Source organism: Rhodococcoides fascians NBRC 12155 = LMG 3623 (assembly GCF_001894785.1).
Lineage (GTDB): Bacteria > Actinomycetota > Actinomycetes > Mycobacteriales > Mycobacteriaceae > Rhodococcoides > Rhodococcoides fascians.
On record NZ_BCWW01000012.1, the window covers coordinates 89,081 to 103,852 of the forward strand.

15 protein-coding genes are annotated in these 14,772 nt (G+C 64.9%); 5 read left to right on the plus strand and 10 right to left on the minus strand.

The features are described 5' to 3' along the window. Positions 1-264: 264 nt before the first annotated feature. Positions 265-624, minus strand: a complete 360-nt coding sequence (locus tag RFA01S_RS22610) for a MerR family transcriptional regulator (protein WP_008720465.1) — start codon at positions 622-624, stop codon at positions 265-267. Between the two features lie 428 nt (positions 625-1,052). Between RFA01S_RS22610 and RFA01S_RS22615 the strand changes: the two genes are divergently transcribed. Together RFA01S_RS22615 and RFA01S_RS22620 are read left to right on the plus strand one after the other, a co-directional pair. Further along, positions 1,053-1,430, plus strand: coding sequence for a BlaI/MecI/CopY family transcriptional regulator (locus tag RFA01S_RS22615; RefSeq protein WP_008720466.1), 378 nt, complete (start codon positions 1,053-1,055; stop codon positions 1,428-1,430). Beyond that, positions 1,427-2,383, plus strand: a complete 957-nt coding sequence (locus RFA01S_RS22620; RefSeq protein ID WP_008720467.1) for a M56 family metallopeptidase — start codon at positions 1,427-1,429, stop codon at positions 2,381-2,383. Before RFA01S_RS22615 ends, RFA01S_RS22620 begins: the two co-directional genes overlap by 4 nt. Positions 2,384-2,877: 494 nt before the next feature. Here RFA01S_RS22620 and RFA01S_RS22630 read toward each other — a convergent pair whose 3' ends face one another. The 3 genes from RFA01S_RS22630 to RFA01S_RS22645 form a co-directional block, all read right to left on the minus strand. Then, the gene (locus RFA01S_RS22630; RefSeq protein WP_008720468.1) at positions 2,878-3,174 is read right to left on the minus strand and encodes a hypothetical protein; all 297 of its coding nucleotides are present in this window, start codon (positions 3,172-3,174) and stop codon (positions 2,878-2,880) included. Between the two features lie 978 nt (positions 3,175-4,152). Then, on the minus strand, positions 4,153-4,878 hold the full coding sequence (locus tag RFA01S_RS22640) for a YoaK family protein (protein WP_008720488.1): 726 nt from the start codon (positions 4,876-4,878) through the stop codon (positions 4,153-4,155). A gap of 852 nt (positions 4,879-5,730) precedes the next feature. After that, on the minus strand, positions 5,731-6,042 hold the full coding sequence (locus tag RFA01S_RS22645) for a DUF4229 domain-containing protein (RefSeq protein WP_008720486.1): 312 nt from the start codon (positions 6,040-6,042) through the stop codon (positions 5,731-5,733). An 80-nt stretch (positions 6,043-6,122) separates the two neighbouring features. On the opposite strand from RFA01S_RS22645, the gene RFA01S_RS22650 reads away from it, so the two are divergent. From RFA01S_RS22650 to RFA01S_RS22660, 3 genes are all read left to right on the plus strand, one after another. Further along, on the plus strand, positions 6,123-6,914 hold the full coding sequence (locus RFA01S_RS22650) for a thioredoxin-like domain-containing protein (protein WP_032373348.1): 792 nt from the start codon (positions 6,123-6,125) through the stop codon (positions 6,912-6,914). Beyond that, positions 6,911-7,669 carry a DUF305 domain-containing protein gene (locus RFA01S_RS22655; protein ID WP_008720482.1) on the plus strand — a complete coding sequence of 253 codons (759 nt, stop codon included), beginning with the start codon at positions 6,911-6,913 and terminating at the stop codon, positions 7,667-7,669. Before RFA01S_RS22650 ends, RFA01S_RS22655 begins: the two co-directional genes overlap by 4 nt. Positions 7,670-7,908: 239 nt before the next feature. Next, positions 7,909-9,030 (plus strand): M23 family metallopeptidase, encoded by a 1,122-nt coding sequence (locus tag RFA01S_RS22660; protein ID WP_237606110.1) that lies wholly within the window; start codon positions 7,909-7,911, stop codon positions 9,028-9,030. Positions 9,031-9,114: 84 nt separating this feature from the next. Here the strand turns inward: RFA01S_RS22660 and RFA01S_RS22665 are convergent, their stop codons facing one another. The 6 genes from RFA01S_RS22665 to RFA01S_RS22690 all read right to left on the minus strand — a co-directional run bounded on the left by RFA01S_RS22665 (position 9,115) and on the right by RFA01S_RS22690 (position 14,751). Beyond that, entirely contained in the window at positions 9,115-10,071 is a 957-nt protein-coding gene (locus RFA01S_RS22665) for a cytochrome c oxidase assembly protein (RefSeq protein ID WP_027494218.1), read from the minus strand. Between the two features lie 10 nt (positions 10,072-10,081). After that, positions 10,082-10,675, minus strand: a complete 594-nt coding sequence (locus tag RFA01S_RS22670; RefSeq protein ID WP_008720475.1) for a copper resistance CopC family protein — start codon at positions 10,673-10,675, stop codon at positions 10,082-10,084. A gap of 91 nt (positions 10,676-10,766) precedes the next feature. Further along, entirely contained in the window at positions 10,767-12,539 is a 1,773-nt protein-coding gene (ctaD, locus tag RFA01S_RS22675; protein ID WP_072692203.1) for an aa3-type cytochrome oxidase subunit I, read from the minus strand. 85 nt (positions 12,540-12,624) lie between these two features. Beyond that, on the minus strand, positions 12,625-13,581 hold the full coding sequence (locus RFA01S_RS22680) for a M56 family metallopeptidase (RefSeq protein ID WP_008720986.1): 957 nt from the start codon (positions 13,579-13,581) through the stop codon (positions 12,625-12,627). Then, positions 13,578-13,931, minus strand: a complete 354-nt coding sequence (locus tag RFA01S_RS22685; RefSeq protein WP_027494220.1) for a BlaI/MecI/CopY family transcriptional regulator — start codon at positions 13,929-13,931, stop codon at positions 13,578-13,580. The genes RFA01S_RS22680 and RFA01S_RS22685 overlap by 4 nt, the downstream gene beginning before the upstream one ends. A gap of 25 nt (positions 13,932-13,956) precedes the next feature. Then, positions 13,957-14,751, minus strand: a complete 795-nt coding sequence (locus tag RFA01S_RS22690; protein WP_080733228.1) for a M23 family metallopeptidase — start codon at positions 14,749-14,751, stop codon at positions 13,957-13,959. Positions 14,752-14,772: the final 21 nt, after the last annotated feature.

Consider the following 14,772-nt stretch of genomic DNA (forward strand, 5'->3'; position numbering starts at 1 on the left):
GCTATGCGTGAATGCTCGGCCCCGGTCTCGTCGGCACGAGTCCGATCCTCGTCGTGCCGTACTGAGACAGGACGACGGCACGACGAAGAACACCTCCGTGGTGTGGGACCCGGTCACCGGACCTGCGGACGCACGCGACAAACCGCAGTTGCTCCGTACGGCGCGGTCGAGATCGCCGACTTCCCGATCGCGGTGGCACCTGCTACGAAGGCGCTTTCGATTCCCTACTCGCCGAATCCGTCCGAGACGGCGAGGAGGCCGAGGTCAACCAGCTGCATTGCGGGTCGAACGGCGCGCCGACGCGTCGGGAGTGTCGTCGAGACGATCGAACGCACCGGTCATTGCGGCATGCAGCTCGGTGAGCTGCGCGATCGACTCCTCCTCCCGGGTGATGTGCTCGCGCAGTGTTGGCCGCAGCCCGGTCTTCACAGCGGCGCAGGAGTCGTTCTCCCATGCGCGCAGCATCGTCTTGATCTGTGGCAGCGTCAGTTTCGAGCTTTTCGCGGCGGTGATGAACGCCAACCGTTGCTGTGCTCGTTTGTCGTAGACGCGGTACCCGTTCGGGGCTCGGTCCGCCGGCAGCAGCCCCTCGCTTTCGTGGAAGCGCAGCGTCGTCGCCGGCACCCCGTCGCCGAGGAGAGTTACGAGATCAGATCAGCAGGGCTTCGGCAAGCCTGGTCTTCGTCCGTACGCAATCGTCAAAGACTGCGCTCGCCCTGTCGATTCGTTCTGTACGACGCCGCGCGAGAGGCTCGCCCGGCAAGCTTCCCCCGACTTTCGGGAAGTCGGGGGAAGTATCCTATCGCAGGTCGTCAGCCGGTCAGCAACACATCATTGCGGCGCACATGTCCCCACACATGCCGGTGGCCATCATGATCTGGCAATCCCACCACGTCTGCAGGTTGGTCATCAGTTCGGTCATCGGAATCTCCCTCAATTCTGGTCCCGAGGAGACGGGACATCACGACCATATACTGAGTACGTACATAGATAGTAGATGTCGTGTTACCGACGACCCTAGGATCAGGAGACGACAGGGCAGGAGGCGATAGGTGCGGGTGAACGGATTCGGTGAACTCGAGGCGGTAGTGATGGATCGCCTGTGGGCCCGCGGTGCGCGAAGCACCGTGCGGGAGTTGTTCGACGAATTGGCCGAGCAGCGGGTGATTGCCTACACCACGGTGATGTCGACGATGGACAACCTGCACCGTAAGGGCTGGTTGGAGCGCACCCGTAGGGGCAAGGCGTTCGACTACTGGCCGACGTTGTCTCGCGAGGAGCACAGTGCCCGGCTGATGCGTCACGCGTTCGCTGCGGGCGGCAAGTCGGACCTGGTGCTCACCCATTTCGTCGAGCAGATGAGCGACGAAGAGTCGGAGCGTGTGCGAAGAGCGTTGCGCAGACTGACCGACCCCGGCCAGTCGCGATGACTCTGACTCTGTGCCTGCTGCTCTACGGGCTCGTGGTCTCGGTAGCCGGTCCGCCTGTGCTCGCGCGACTGACCCGCCGGGGCATCGCTCCGCAGCTCGGGATAGCTGCCTGGAGTGCAGCAATGGCGGTGGTGATCCTGACCTGGACCGGCGCGGCGATCATGCTCGTCACCGAAGCGGTGCATTGGAACAGAGACGCTCACTGGGTGTCAGCGTGCGTCGTCGAGGTGCTCCGGTCGATCGACGGCCGTGCCGCAGCACTGCTTCAGGGAACACTGATAGCAGTCTCCGCGGTCGCTGCGGCGGCGCTTCCGTTGGTGGTGTGGAGGGCTGGGCGGGGCATGCTGCGGATGCGAACGCACACGCTTCGCCACGCCCGGACGGCGAGGGTGATCGGCCAACGCCTGCCCGGTACCGACGCGGTGGTCGTCGACACCGCGGATCGGCTCGCCTACTGCGTTGCTGGCCGTCCGAAGACCATCGTGATCACTACTGGTGCCCTGGATGCACTCGTCCCGGATCAGTTAGGCGCCGTCTTGGCGCACGAACGTGCTCACCTAATCGGTCGCCATCACCTGCTGCTCGCCTCTGTTCGCGGACTCGCCGCGGCAGCTCCATGGATGCGGTTGTTCCGCGACGGGGCGACCGAGATCGCCCTGCTGCTCGAGATGTGCGCGGACGACAGCGCTGCCCGCTCCCATGGTCGGCGGGCGCTACTCGGTGGTCTGCTCGCCCTCACTGGTTCGTCCGTCGCTCCCGCGGGTGCCCTCGGCGCGAGCGGAGGCGACGTGCTCGCTCGTGCTCATCGCCTCACCGTCGCTGTGTCCACCCCCGTGCACGCGCGGGCCCGCACCCAACTGTCCTTGATCGTCCTCTCGATCACCGCGAGTCCGATCGTGTTCGGTGCCCTCGCCGCTGCGGGTGTGATCATGTGTGGTCCGATGGGCTCTTGAGTGGTCCTGCCAAGAGCGGGTCGATCGGTCAGTGGTGACGGCAGTCGCCGCGCCGAGCCAATTTCAATCGTGCGCCCTCGTCCGTCGAGCGACGGGTAGAACTGTCCCTCGGGTGCGGGGGCGTCGTTATGCAAGGCGATCAGGTTGCCGTCGGTGTCGACGGTTGCGAACTGCGTCGATCCCTGGTCCGTCGAGACGGGACGGCCCGCATCTGCGGGATGAAGAACGCCCGCACGGGACATCTCGTCGGATCGACGACCGCCGGATTCAGCGACGTCCGCGACTCCGCACTCAAAAAGGGATGCGGGCCCCCGAGCACGGCTGTATCACCTTCATTGTTCGGTGTCACCGAAGGCATTAACAGCACGCCGAACACCGTCAGTGCTTTCAGCAAACCGGCCGCCGGAGCTGTGCCCCGTCGACCATGCCGATCAGCTGACTGTATGTCACCGACGATACCAATGAGTACCCCCTGGGGTATCCCGATTCGGGTGTCAGCCGAGGATGGCTTCCCGGAGCTGAGCCATGCTCGGCGCACCCGCCGGCCCGTCACCTGTCATGTACACACGGCAGGCCAGACCGACTGCGGCGGATGTGTCGCCCATGACGTCGACGCCGTCGACGAGAACGGTCGGAGAGCCACGAAAACGCACCTGTTCGGCCATGTCCACCGTGTCCACGCGTTGATAGACGAGCACGGCGTCCGAGTGTTCCGCGGCGAGGAGCTGCAACCGTTCAGCAGTGACCGTCCAGTTCGGGCAACCGTCGAAATACTGCAGGGTGATCTCCATCCACCCACGGTATATCCGTGCTGAAGTTGGCAGCGCACAGGTCGTAGAATTCGATTACGCGGAAGGAGACGGAGTGCCGAACTTCTCCCGTCACTCTCGACGGAAAGGGCTTGCTCATGAATCTGTCCAGTGAGAGTGACGGCACCTCGGCCTGTTCCTGCTGTGGTCGCGATTTCCCGACCGTGAAGTTGCACTCCCTGGCAGGGGGAGCTGCCTATATCTGCCGACGTTGCGGACTGTGGGTTGCGATCCGTCGACGCTAGAGAGAACAGCGTGGGTGTACCGCTCTTCAGTAGGCTGCCTGCACCGATACGTCGTCTCGGCCATGGCGTACCGCCGTACGCAACCGGCGCGCGTCGCCCGTGCGGCTCGATCCGGCCCGTACCAAAGCCCGGGTCGGCGGCGTCCACCGCCGCGACCTTTCGCGGCCATGTCGCGCAGATTCTGCGATTGGTTCCCGTCGACCACGTGAAGAGGCTGTTGCTGCGCCTCGTCCAGCGTCACTCGTACACAGATCGGGTTGTCGGACATGTGCAATGCGTTCACCGACTCGTCGATCGACCCACCGAGCGCGATGGCCAACGCGTAGCGATGCGGGCGAACCACCCGCGGTTGTCCACAGCGGGAGACCCAGAATCTGCCGTATCCGTCGTCGGCAATGGCTCCGATCCGGATCGCACACGGGGACCGATGCGGCCGTGCACGACGTAGCTGCGAAACCGAGCTCGCTCGTCGGCGTCGCCGACTATTGACGGTTTCGGCACCGACCTCCCAACCCACCTAGCAACTACCGGCATCGCTGACGCCTTGGCGAAGAGATCAGGGCCAAGCGAGAGATGGTGTGTATCGAACATCCTCTCCACACGCTCAAACCGATTGATTCACGTTGCGACAGTGTTTCTGTTGGTCGAGTCCGCCGGTGGAGCAGAACGATCTCGGGAGCGCGGACCCGTAGGTTTTCGCTGGCCGGGAATAGACCTATCCCCATAGGGATCGTCGCTCGGTGTGAGTGAAGGTGAAGATGCTTGCAAGCAGGCTGATGGCTGCGGTAACCAGGAGTACTTGAGGTCCGGTGATCGCGGCACCGATCAGAGCCCCGGCTGCGCCTCCGGCTGCGAAGGACCCGAGAAGCATTGCATAGCAAAGCCAGTCGAGGTAAGTACCGCCGCCCAGTAGGTGTCTTTCGATCCCTTGGCCCAGTTTGACGACGGTGCCGGTGACGTAGCTCAGGGGGATGTAGGTTTCTTCTCGTTTCGTGAATGCTGTGTTGAGCGCGCCGAGAGCGAACGCAACCAACAGAATGGGATAGAAATTTACGTCGTCGGACGCCCAGCCGGATATCCCGATATCGATGAGCCCTGCCGCGGCGAGGGCGATGGTCGTGACAACTGTTGCTCCGTGTGGGTGATTGGACCAGTATCGGCGGCGGCAGATCGACGCGATCACCACTCCCGCCAGAAAGGCACCCATCAAAGCCAGCGCCGCCCACGGCGATGCGCCGGGTGCAACGGGCTTACCTTCCGGACTGCCGAAATGCCCGATGACGGCGCGTTCGGTGTTGCCGGTCATGAACGTCACGAAATACCCCGCCGAATGCAGAAATGCGACAGCACCCACCATTCCGGCCAGCGCGGACAGTATCCACGACAGTCGCGCCTCCGCGCCGACGGCTGTTTCGCGGCTGAGTGCCACAGAAGATGTCATGCAACCAAGTCTCCCGGCCGTGTACGGAGCCGCAAGTCGATGAGGTGCAGCTCACTCGGCGGTTCTTCGGTGTTCGTATTCCCTTCGGAAGCAATCGAACTCCCACCTGCACCTCGTCTGCCGACCTCGGTGACAAGCCCACCCAGCGGTGTAATTTGCGTGCTCAAGTAGCACGAACTCGCGGCCCATCCGCGCGTGGTCAGTTCCATCCCTGTGGATCGGTGGGCGGCACAGTGTCCGGATATCAGCCGATGAGTCGGAAGGCTTCCGTCCCGCCGAGATGTGGGAACGCTGGCGTACTGTCCTGCGGTTCTATCGCTACCCCTCGACGCTACTACTCACCGAGCACGTACCGGGGGAGACTTTTCCCGGTATGTGCAGGTGGCCGGTGCGTCCAGGCCCCGTCGCCGTTCCGATCGACCGGTGGGGTCGTGCCGTTTCCCGCCGACCCGATGCCCCAGGTAGCGGTCGGGGCGGTCATCGCTGCTCACCGCTCCGGGCGACTGCCCCGGCGCGATCCACGCCCGCCCCTGTCGTGGCGACGCGGTCGTGGCGAGCGGGAAACTGACGTCACCGGCACACCACCGCACCCGGTGTCAGCTGCACCAGGCTCGGACTACTAGCTAATCGGTGTCGATGCCCGCCGCCGTGCCCACGCCGCTCTGGCCGATGTGCCTGACCTCGTCGATGATCTCGAGTATCGGATCGAGACTCTGATGCACCGCACCCTGGAACTACTAGACATCGAGCCGGACGCCGAAGCGTCCGTCGAATGGGTCGGCGAACAGTGACCGACACGGACGATCCGCCAACGCCAACGCCAACGCCAACGCCGAAGTCCGTGCGCCGACGTCACGGTTTGTCGGTGCCGGGTCGTCCCGCCGCGGGGCCTCGCTTCTTGATCGAGCGCGTGCGATCGACTGCTTCGATGTCCGCATTGATGGTTCGGCGGAGCTTCCTCAGGGTCAGTGCCGACAGCGGCAGGCTTGCTGCAAGTGCGCCAAGCAGTACCAACACGAAGGAAATGTCAAGGCTCGTCAGTGCGTCGACGGCCAAAAGCACTCCTGCGGCGACACACACGAAGAGCAGGCGTGCACCGTTGTAGGCCAGCACATGAAGGGCAAGCTGCCCGCGAGCAGTTGAGGGTGCGCGGAACACCGGCATCGGCCGTCCTGTCGTGCGTAGGGGCTTCCTGGGACCTTGATTCAAATACTATGGTGCATAGTATTTGATGGAGGAGCAATATGAACAGCAGCAGAAACCCCGCCCGAGGCCGACGGAGCTCGACTCGGCGATCACGCCCAGCCGGAGTGCCCGGGGGCGTGCGCGCTCCCTGGGCGGTGATAGGCGCGGGTGTCGTCATCGTCGTGCTCGTCGGTGCGATCGGATACAACCTGGCCCCCCGCGTCCTCGAACGCAATCAGGCCGAGCGGTTCGCGCCGACCGCCGACGACCCGGACCCCTCCCGCGGCATCGACGGCGTCGTCGAGGTCGAGTATCCGGCCGCGCGGCACGTCGAACCAGCTCAGAGAGTTGCCTACGATCAGAGTCCGCCGTTCGGCGGCCCTCACGACCAGACCTGGGCGACGTGTACCGGAGTGGTGTACCCCGTCCCGCTACGCAGCGAGAACGCGGTTCATTCGCTCGAACACGGGGCGGTGTGGGTGACGTACGACCCGAACCGGGTCTCCTCCGACGAGGTCGGTTCACTCGCCGGGCGGGTCGAGGGCGAGCCCTACACGATGATGTCGCCCTACCCGGGCCTGACGGCACCGATCACGCTGCAGTCGTGGGGCCATCGACTCGAGCTCGACAATGCCTCCGACCGGCGCATCACTCAGTTCGTCGCTGCTCTGCGACAGAACCCCTCGACCCACCCCGAGAGCGGAGCCAGTTGCTCGACCATTCCCGGCGCGTTCGATCCCGACAACCCGCCGCCGTTCGACGCCAGCGAGCCAGGACCGGACGCGGTGCCCCTCGAGGAAGACCCGGCCCTCGACAGTGCGCCAGCGCCGATGGGGGAGGGGAGTCGATGACCGTGCACGGCCAGGCCGACGATGCCCAGATCGACGATGCACAGAACGACAGTGCACAGAATGACGCCGCGGAAACGGGACCCAGATCCAGGCCCAGGGCACTGCTCATCGGCTTGGCGGTGACAGCTCTCGTCCTGTCCGGCGTCCTCATCGGCGTACTGCTCACACCGGACAGCGCACGAGTGGCCGTACCGGCATCGAATTCGGTGGATGTGGGTTTCGCGCAGGACATGTCGGTCCATCACAACCAGGCGATCGAGATGTCGGCGATGGCGTTGGGACGCTCGACGGATCCGGTCATCCGGACCCTCGCCTTCGACGTGTTGACCTCGCAGCAGAGCCAAGTCGGCACGATGCAAGGCTGGTTGACACTGTGGGACAGGCCATATCTGCCCGACGGCCCGACGATGACGTGGATGACCGGGGCCAGCTCGACAGGGGGTCACCCGATGGACATGAGCGCGTCCGCGAACGACAGCGGACAGGACGCGACGTCGATGCCCGGCATGGCCAGTACCGCCGAGCTGACGGCACTTCGCCGGATGAACGCCGAAGAATTCGACGGCCGGTATCTACAACTGCTCCGCCGCCACCATCGTGGGGGAATCCCGATGGCAGAGCAGGGAGCAGCGAACGCGACAGTTCCCGCTGTCGCCGCGCTCGCGGGCTCGATCGCCTCCGCGCAAACCGCCGAGGTCGGTCAGATCGATGTCCTGCTGAGCGCACACGGGGTCTCACCGTTGCCGGAGAGCTGACGCCGATATCTAAATACTATGTTGCATAGTAATAACGATTGGGATGACCCCCATGACCGGCATCGGCACGCATGAAAAGGCGTCGAATCGTCGAGTTACTGTGCAAAGCACTCACTTTCGACGCCGAATCGATAGGCGAAACAGCGACGAATGCAGTCGAGAGTGTGACAGAAGGGGCTTGTGGTGTCGATGGGATCACGCAACACTGACCCACGGCCGACACGGCATCCACTGCGATCGTGACCGGCATTCAACGAGAAGGGTGGGGTGACCACGTGAACAACGCGGGAAAGACGACGCCGAGCGGCGGGCGACGTCGCGCATGCCGAGGTGCGCGGACATACGTGATCGTCGGTGCCGCACTCGGTGCGGTGTTCCTGCACGCCCCGGTAGCCGAAGCGAATCCGGGTCAACCGGCCGTGGAGTCCGGGGACGAGGTCGAAGGTCAGCAGACCGCCGACGCCGTCAGCCGGTTGATCCGCCTGGCCGATCGGGCCGCGACAATCGGTACCGATCCGATCGCGGTGGCAGACCTCGCAGCCTTCGCATCCTCGACGTGGGCCGCCGCCCAGGCCGGCGGCGTCATCGCGGACACCGCCGGCCCGGTGTCCGCGTCGGCAGGATGCATCGTCGACGCCATCGCCCGTGGAGTCTCGAATGCCCCGGCGCAGTCCCTGTCCTGCCTGGCCCCGTTGGCGACTCTCGACCCACTCCTGGCCCTTCGTATCGCCGCATCGCTCCAGGTCGACGCCCTCGACCCCGCAGTCCCGCATGACGGCGACCGAGGTGGGGAACAGGATCCGGTGACGGGCAACACCGGCCGCGATTCGCCCGTGCCCGGCACCACCGACACCCCTCCCGCATCCGAGACGACCGCGCCCGAAGATTCTGTTCCTGATGCAGCACAGCAGCGCGGTTCCACGTCCGGTGGCTCGGCCACCTCCCGAGGTACTGCGTCTGCTGTCGCACCCAGCAGCGGACTGGTCACCTCGAATTTCGGCACCCGAAGCGGGACACAACACGGCGGTGTCGACATCGCCGACTCACTGGGCTCACCGATCGTCGCCGCGGCCGATGGAACGGTCATCAGCGCCGGGCCCGCACAGGGCTTCGGGCTGTGGGTTCGGATCAGACACGACGATGGATCGATCACCACCTACGGGCACAACAACGGAAATTCGGTCACGGTGGGTCAGCGCGTCCGTAAGGGCGATCGGATTGCAGAGGTCGGGAACCGCGGTAACTCGACGGGTCCGCACCTGCATTTCGAGACCACATCTCCCGCGGGGCAGAAGGTCGATCCGCAAGCCTGGCTCGGTGAGCGGGGAGCCAGAATCGGGGCGGGCACACGTGCGCGATGAATGCGCCCGATCGTGCCCTTGCCAGTAAGCGCGATCAGGCGATGAGCTCGCGGCAGTCCCCGAGCGCGGGACGGCCGCGACAGCTCAGGTCCGTTGACTGGTCTCGCTACCGATCTTTTTCAGAAAGTCGTTGTAGGCGTTGAGTTCGCTGTACCCGTCCTCTTCGGCGTGCCGGTCCGCGGCAGCCGATTCCTCCTTTTCGTCCCGGTTCCACCGAATACAGAAGATGAGCACCACCAGCAATGCCACCGGCTCACCGTAGGACCACGCCAACGCTCCGGCGAGCTTCTGATCGGATACCGGATCGACACCCCAGTCCGGGGGTGGGGAGGCGAACGTGGCGAGCATGGGGGTGCTCGACATCATCAGGATGACACCGAAGAACACATGCAACGGCATCTCGACGAACAGGTCGAACAACCGGCCCAGATTGCTCTGCCGAACGGGGAGGGGGCCGACGGCGAGCACAGGGATGATGAACAGCAGCCCGCTGGCGAAGAAGAAGATCTCCATCGATACGTGCCCGATGACTGTGATGGCGAGAACATCGAAGATCGACGACAGATACAGCCCGTAATAGCTGAAGAGGAACAACGGGATCGTCAGACCTGGATGTAGTGCGATGCGCCCGGCGCGGCTACGCAACCCCGTCAGCGCCGCGATCAGTACCCACCGCCCGGCTCCGTGATGAGCGGTGGCACGCAACAGAAGTCGTCCGGGCGAACCCACCACCAACAACGGTGGGATGGTCATCGACAACGTCAGATGCTGGAACATGAAGACGCTGAACAGGCTGTATCCGTAGCGTTCGACCTGCAGTCCGGTCACCAGGACCAGCGCCGCGCAGCCGAGCAGAAAACTCGCACTCCGCCACCGTGACCATGCGATACCCCGGCCGCGGATCCGGTAGAGCCCCCAGCAGTACAGTCCGGCCATGACGATGCCGGCGATCGGCAGGATCGGGAGCGGCGGAAGATCGAAGCTCAGCAACGCTGCCAGGGTCGGCGGGCCTTCCGGGGGAGTTACGGCGGCGATGTTCATCGGGCCCCTGTCATTGCTTGTCCTTGCCTCGGATCACCAACGTCAGGGCGATGGCAGCGAGACCGAGGACAGTCAGGCCCACGATGGAGAGCAGCATCATGGTGTTCTGTTTCGGTGGCCGGTCCTCGCTGGCGGACGGGTTGTTCGGATCGTAGGCCTGCGTCGGCGTGGTCGAGGGAGCCGGCGAGGTCGCACCGCCCTGCGATTGCTGTGCAGCAGCGTCCGGGCGGGTGGCGGTCTCCGCGACGTCGACCGAAAAGCCGTACGACCCGGTGATCGGGTGCCCGTCCGCGGAGGTGACGCGGTAGCCGACGGTGTACTGCCCGTTGGGTAGGCCGTCCTCGAGCAGGACCGATACGTCGGGGCCCTCGACCGTGGCCGTACCCTGCGTCCACTGAGTATCGCCAGGACCTACCACGCTGATGGTCGCGAACGATTCGTTGATGTCCTGATTGAACTTGAGGCCGACGCCGATCGGTGCGAACTCGAGCGTCACATCGGCCGGGGGGTCGGAGCTGACGAGTTCACTGTGCGCCGATGCCGGGGCCGCGGAGAACAGTGCTGTGCCGCACATGAGCACGGCGACCAGCATCCATCGTTTCACGTTCGGTTCTCCTCTGGTCGTACTGATTCTCCTTACTACTATGCGCACTAGTAGTAAGGGGGTGTGAGCCTACGGGGGTCGGTCGACCGTGTTACTTGTCGACGTCCGGCCGTTTCGATACGTCCGGTCCGGCAATCGCTTCGGTGATCACTTCCGAGGGCGCGATCGAATCCGAGTGCGGGCCACCGACGTGCTGCTCGGCGCGGATGCGTTCGACCATGTGCGGATAGTGCAGCTCGAACGCCGGCCGCTCGGAGCGGATCCGGGGCATCTCGATGAAATTGTGCCGCGGGGGTGGGCAACTGGTCGCCCACTCGAGGGAGTTACCGAAGCCCCAGGGGTCGTCGACGGTGACCACTTCGCCGTAGCGGTAGCTCTTGAACACGTTCCAGATGAACGGCAGCGTCGAGGCCCCGAGGACGAACGATCCCACGGTCGAGATCTGGTTGAGGGTGGTGAATCCGTCGGACGGGAGGTAGTCGGCGTAGCGGCGCGGCATTCCTTGGGCGCCGAGCCAGTGCTGGACGAGGAAGGTGGCGTGGAAGCCGAGGAACGTCAGCCAGAAGTGCCACTTGCCCAGTCGTTCGTCGAGCATGCGGCCGGTCATCTTGGGGAACCAGAAGTAGATGCCGGCGTAGGTCGCGAACACGACCGTTCCGAACACGACGTAGTGGAAGTGCGCGACGACGAAGTAGGTGTCGGTGACGTTGAAGTCGATGGGCGGGCTCGCCAGGAGCACTCCGGACAGTCCACCGAAGACGAACGTGATCAGGAATCCGATGGAGAAGAGCATGGGGGATTCGAGGGTGACCTGGCCGCGCCACATGGTGCCGATCCAGTTGAAGATCTTCACCCCGGTCGGCACGGCGATGAGGAAGGTCATGAACGAGAAGAACGGCAGCAGCACGGCACCGGTGGCGTACATGTGGTGCGCCCACACCGCGATGGACAGGGCGGCGATGCCGACGGTGGCGTAGATCAACCCCTTGTACCCGAAGATGGGTTTGCGGGAGAAGACCGGGAAGATCTCCGAGACGATTCCGAAGAACGGTAGCGCGATGATGTAGACCTCGGGGTGTCCGAAGAACCAGAACAGGTGCTGCCAGAGCAACGCTCCGCCGTTGGCGGGATCGAAGATGTGGGTGCCGAGTTTACGGTCGGCGAGCAGGCCCATCAGTGCTGCGGTCAGCAGTGGGAACGCCAGCAGGATCAAGATCGAGGTCACCAGGATGTTCCAGGTGAAGATCGGTAGCCGGAACATCGTCATTCCCGGTGCGCGCAGGCACACCACGGTGGTGACCATGTTGACCCCGCCCAGGATGGTGCCCAGGCCGGCGACGAGCAGGCCCACGATCCACAGGTCGGATCCGATACCGGGGGAGTAGACGGCGCTGCTCAACGGGGTGTACGCGGTCCAGCCGAAGTCTGCGGCACCGCCGGGGCTGATGAAACCTGCGGTGGTGACCAGTGCGCCGAACAGGTACAGCCAGTAGGAGAAGGCATTGAGCCGGGGGAAGGCGACATCGGGTGCGCCGATCTGCAGCGGCAGGATGTAGTTGCCGAAGCCGAAGACGATCGGGGTGGCGTAGAGCAGCAGCATGATCGTGCCGTGCATGGTGAAGAGCTGGTTGTACTGCTCGTTGGAGAGGAACTGCATTCCCGGGACCGCGAGCTCGGAGCGCATGATCAACGCCATCAGGCCACCGACGAGAAAGAACCCGAACGAGGTCACCAAGTACATCAGTCCGATGACCTTCGGATCGGTGGTGGTGACCATCGTGTGCAGGAACGACCCCTTGCGGGCCCCGCGGGGTGGATAGGGGCGAACCGCCGGCGCAGCCGGAGGAGATGTCAACGCCGTCATGGAACCACCTTCGTGTCGCACGCGAATTACAGGACGCGTCCGCCAGCGTAACCCAAATACTATGCAGCATAGTATTTGGGGTTGTTCAGATCAGCAGGACCGCGCACGCTGCGGCGGAGACCGCGCTGAGCGAGACGACGGCCAACACGGCCGGCACGACGAGGGGCAGCACGGCGGCGGCAGCATAAGCGCCCGCTCGGGTTCGGCTCGGTGTTTGCGCGCTCGTGTCGAGGTGATGCAACCGCTCGGTGGTCGAGTCCCCGATCAGGCCCAGTGCCCACAGTGGCCGCGCAGAATGCGCCTGCGAGACCGTCGACAATGCCGAACGTACAGTGTCGGCGCTGGTGACTGCGGCCGCGGACCGGTCGGCTGCGACCTCGACCAGGACCCGTACCGCCGCGGGTGCCGCGGCGAAGAGGGGAACGCGAGGAAGCGCTTTGGCCAGGATCTCGCAGATGTTGACGATGCGGTGATGGCGCCCGCGCAGGTGGGCACGTTCGTGTGCGATCACTGCTCGCTGTTGTTCGGGATCGAGATGGGCGAGCAGGCCTTCGGTGGCCACGACGTAGCCGGGGCGACCGTCGATGCTGTAGGCCAGCGGGAGTGGGTGGTCGAGCCACATGATCGGTTCGGGTCCGGGGTCCGTGCGCGCCACGACGGCGATGACATCGCGGTGATAGTCGCGGACTTTGGACCGCGCTCGAAGCTGACGGCGAGTCGAGCGCAGGACGCGCGCCGATGCCGACGCCGCGAGGACGACCGATGCCCCGGCGACCGCTTCCCCGATCCACGGCTGGGCCGCGTGTTGCAGCGAGCCCAGGCAGCGGACGGCGAGTTCGACCATGCCCTCGGCCGGCGCATGGCCGGGCCAGAGCAACACCGCCACCGCGGATCCCACGAGAAACAGCACCCCGGCGATGCTGCCGATCCAAGCGGTCAAGGCGAGAGAGGGGCCGACGGTGCGGGTGAGTGAGGTCAGCAGCGGCGGCATGGCAACGGCCACCAGGGTCGCGGCGAGGAGTAATGCCAGTGCGACGATCACCGGTTCGCGTCCGGCAGGTTCCCCCGCAGGGCGTCCAGTTCGTCGTCGGTGACGGTTTTCGCGAAATGCATCAGCACGGCGGCCGAGTCGGTGCTGGTGTCGAGGATTTCGCGCAGCGCTTGCGAGGTGGCCTCGGCCCGAGATTGCACGGGCGAGTAGAGATAGGCGCGTGACTGCTTGGTCCGCTCGACCCACCCCTTCTCGTGGAGATGGGTCACGACGGTCAGGATCGTGGTGTAGGCGGGGTTTCTGTCGGCCATGCGTTCACGCAGGTCGTGGACCGACTGCGGTCGATCACATTGCCAGAGCACGTTCATCACCTCCGCTTCGAGATCACCGAGCCTTTTCATCGCCAGTTCTTCTTTCCTCGTCGTGTCAGGTGATATCGACTCCGCGTGCCGACAGCCACGCCGTCGGGTCGGACTTGGCACCGTCGGGTTGCCACACTTCGTAATGCAGGTGGGGTCCGGTGGATTGGCCTCGGTTGCCTACCGTAGCAATGAGCTCGCCGGCTTTCACGCGTTGACCGGCGGTGACGAGCGCCTGGTCTATGTGGCCGTACACCCCGATCGTGCCGTCGTCCTGACGAATACGCACCCACAGGCCGAACCCTTGCGCCGGCCCTGCTTCGATGACCTCACCGTCGGTCACCGATACGATCGGCGTCCCGATCGTATTGGCGATGTCGAGTCCGTAATGCGTTGTCCCCCAACGCGGCCCAGAACTGGAGGTCAATGTGCCCGACACCGGCACCACCGAGAGCGGGCGCCGCGCCTCGGCATCGCGTGCGGCGCGCTCCGCCGCCCGAACTCCCCCCTCGGCGAGTTGCTCGGTCATGCGCTGCGCGAGCCGGCCGACATCGAGATCGGGCATTTGCAACACCTGCGGGGGTGAGGCGACGACCGGGCTCGGCGGCAGGACGCCGGCGGGAGGGCTATCGATACTCGCAGCGCTGAGCGCCACACTGTCCTGCGACCCGGTGTTCGGAGACGTCGCTGCCGCGGACAGAAAGGCACCGACCGCGACCGACGCAGCGATGGCGCGGCCACCCGGCTTCGGCACCCGGCGGCGATGAAGTCCGCGGCGAGCACGTCGCGACACGGCCTGCACTACATCGCGGCCACCGTCGCCGTGTGTCGTCTCGTCCGGACCGGCCACGTGCACCCACATCGACGCGGCAGTGTCCGCGGC

Coding starts and splice junctions, on each gene's coding strand:
- RFA01S_RS22640 (WP_008720488.1), bottom strand. CDS start 4,878: ATGACATCTTCTGTGGCACTCAGCCGCGAAACAGCCGTCGGCGCGGAG.
- RFA01S_RS22650 (WP_032373348.1), top strand. CDS start 6,123: ATGAACAGCAGCAGAAACCCCGCCCGAGGCCGACGGAGCTCGACTCGG.
- RFA01S_RS22620 (WP_008720467.1), top strand. CDS start 1,427: ATGACTCTGACTCTGTGCCTGCTGCTCTACGGGCTCGTGGTCTCGGTA.
- RFA01S_RS22645 (WP_008720486.1), bottom strand. CDS start 6,042: ATGCCGGTGTTCCGCGCACCCTCAACTGCTCGCGGGCAGCTTGCCCTT.
- RFA01S_RS22690 (WP_080733228.1), bottom strand. CDS start 14,751: ATGTGGGTGCACGTGGCCGGTCCGGACGAGACGACACACGGCGACGGT.
- RFA01S_RS22630 (WP_008720468.1), bottom strand. CDS start 3,174: ATGGAGATCACCCTGCAGTATTTCGACGGTTGCCCGAACTGGACGGTC.
- RFA01S_RS22685 (WP_027494220.1), bottom strand. CDS start 13,931: ATGAAAAGGCTCGGTGATCTCGAAGCGGAGGTGATGAACGTGCTCTGG.
- ctaD (WP_072692203.1), bottom strand. CDS start 12,539: ATGACGGCGTTGACATCTCCTCCGGCTGCGCCGGCGGTTCGCCCCTAT.
- RFA01S_RS22655 (WP_008720482.1), top strand. CDS start 6,911: ATGACCGTGCACGGCCAGGCCGACGATGCCCAGATCGACGATGCACAG.
- RFA01S_RS22665 (WP_027494218.1), bottom strand. CDS start 10,071: ATGAACATCGCCGCCGTAACTCCCCCGGAAGGCCCGCCGACCCTGGCA.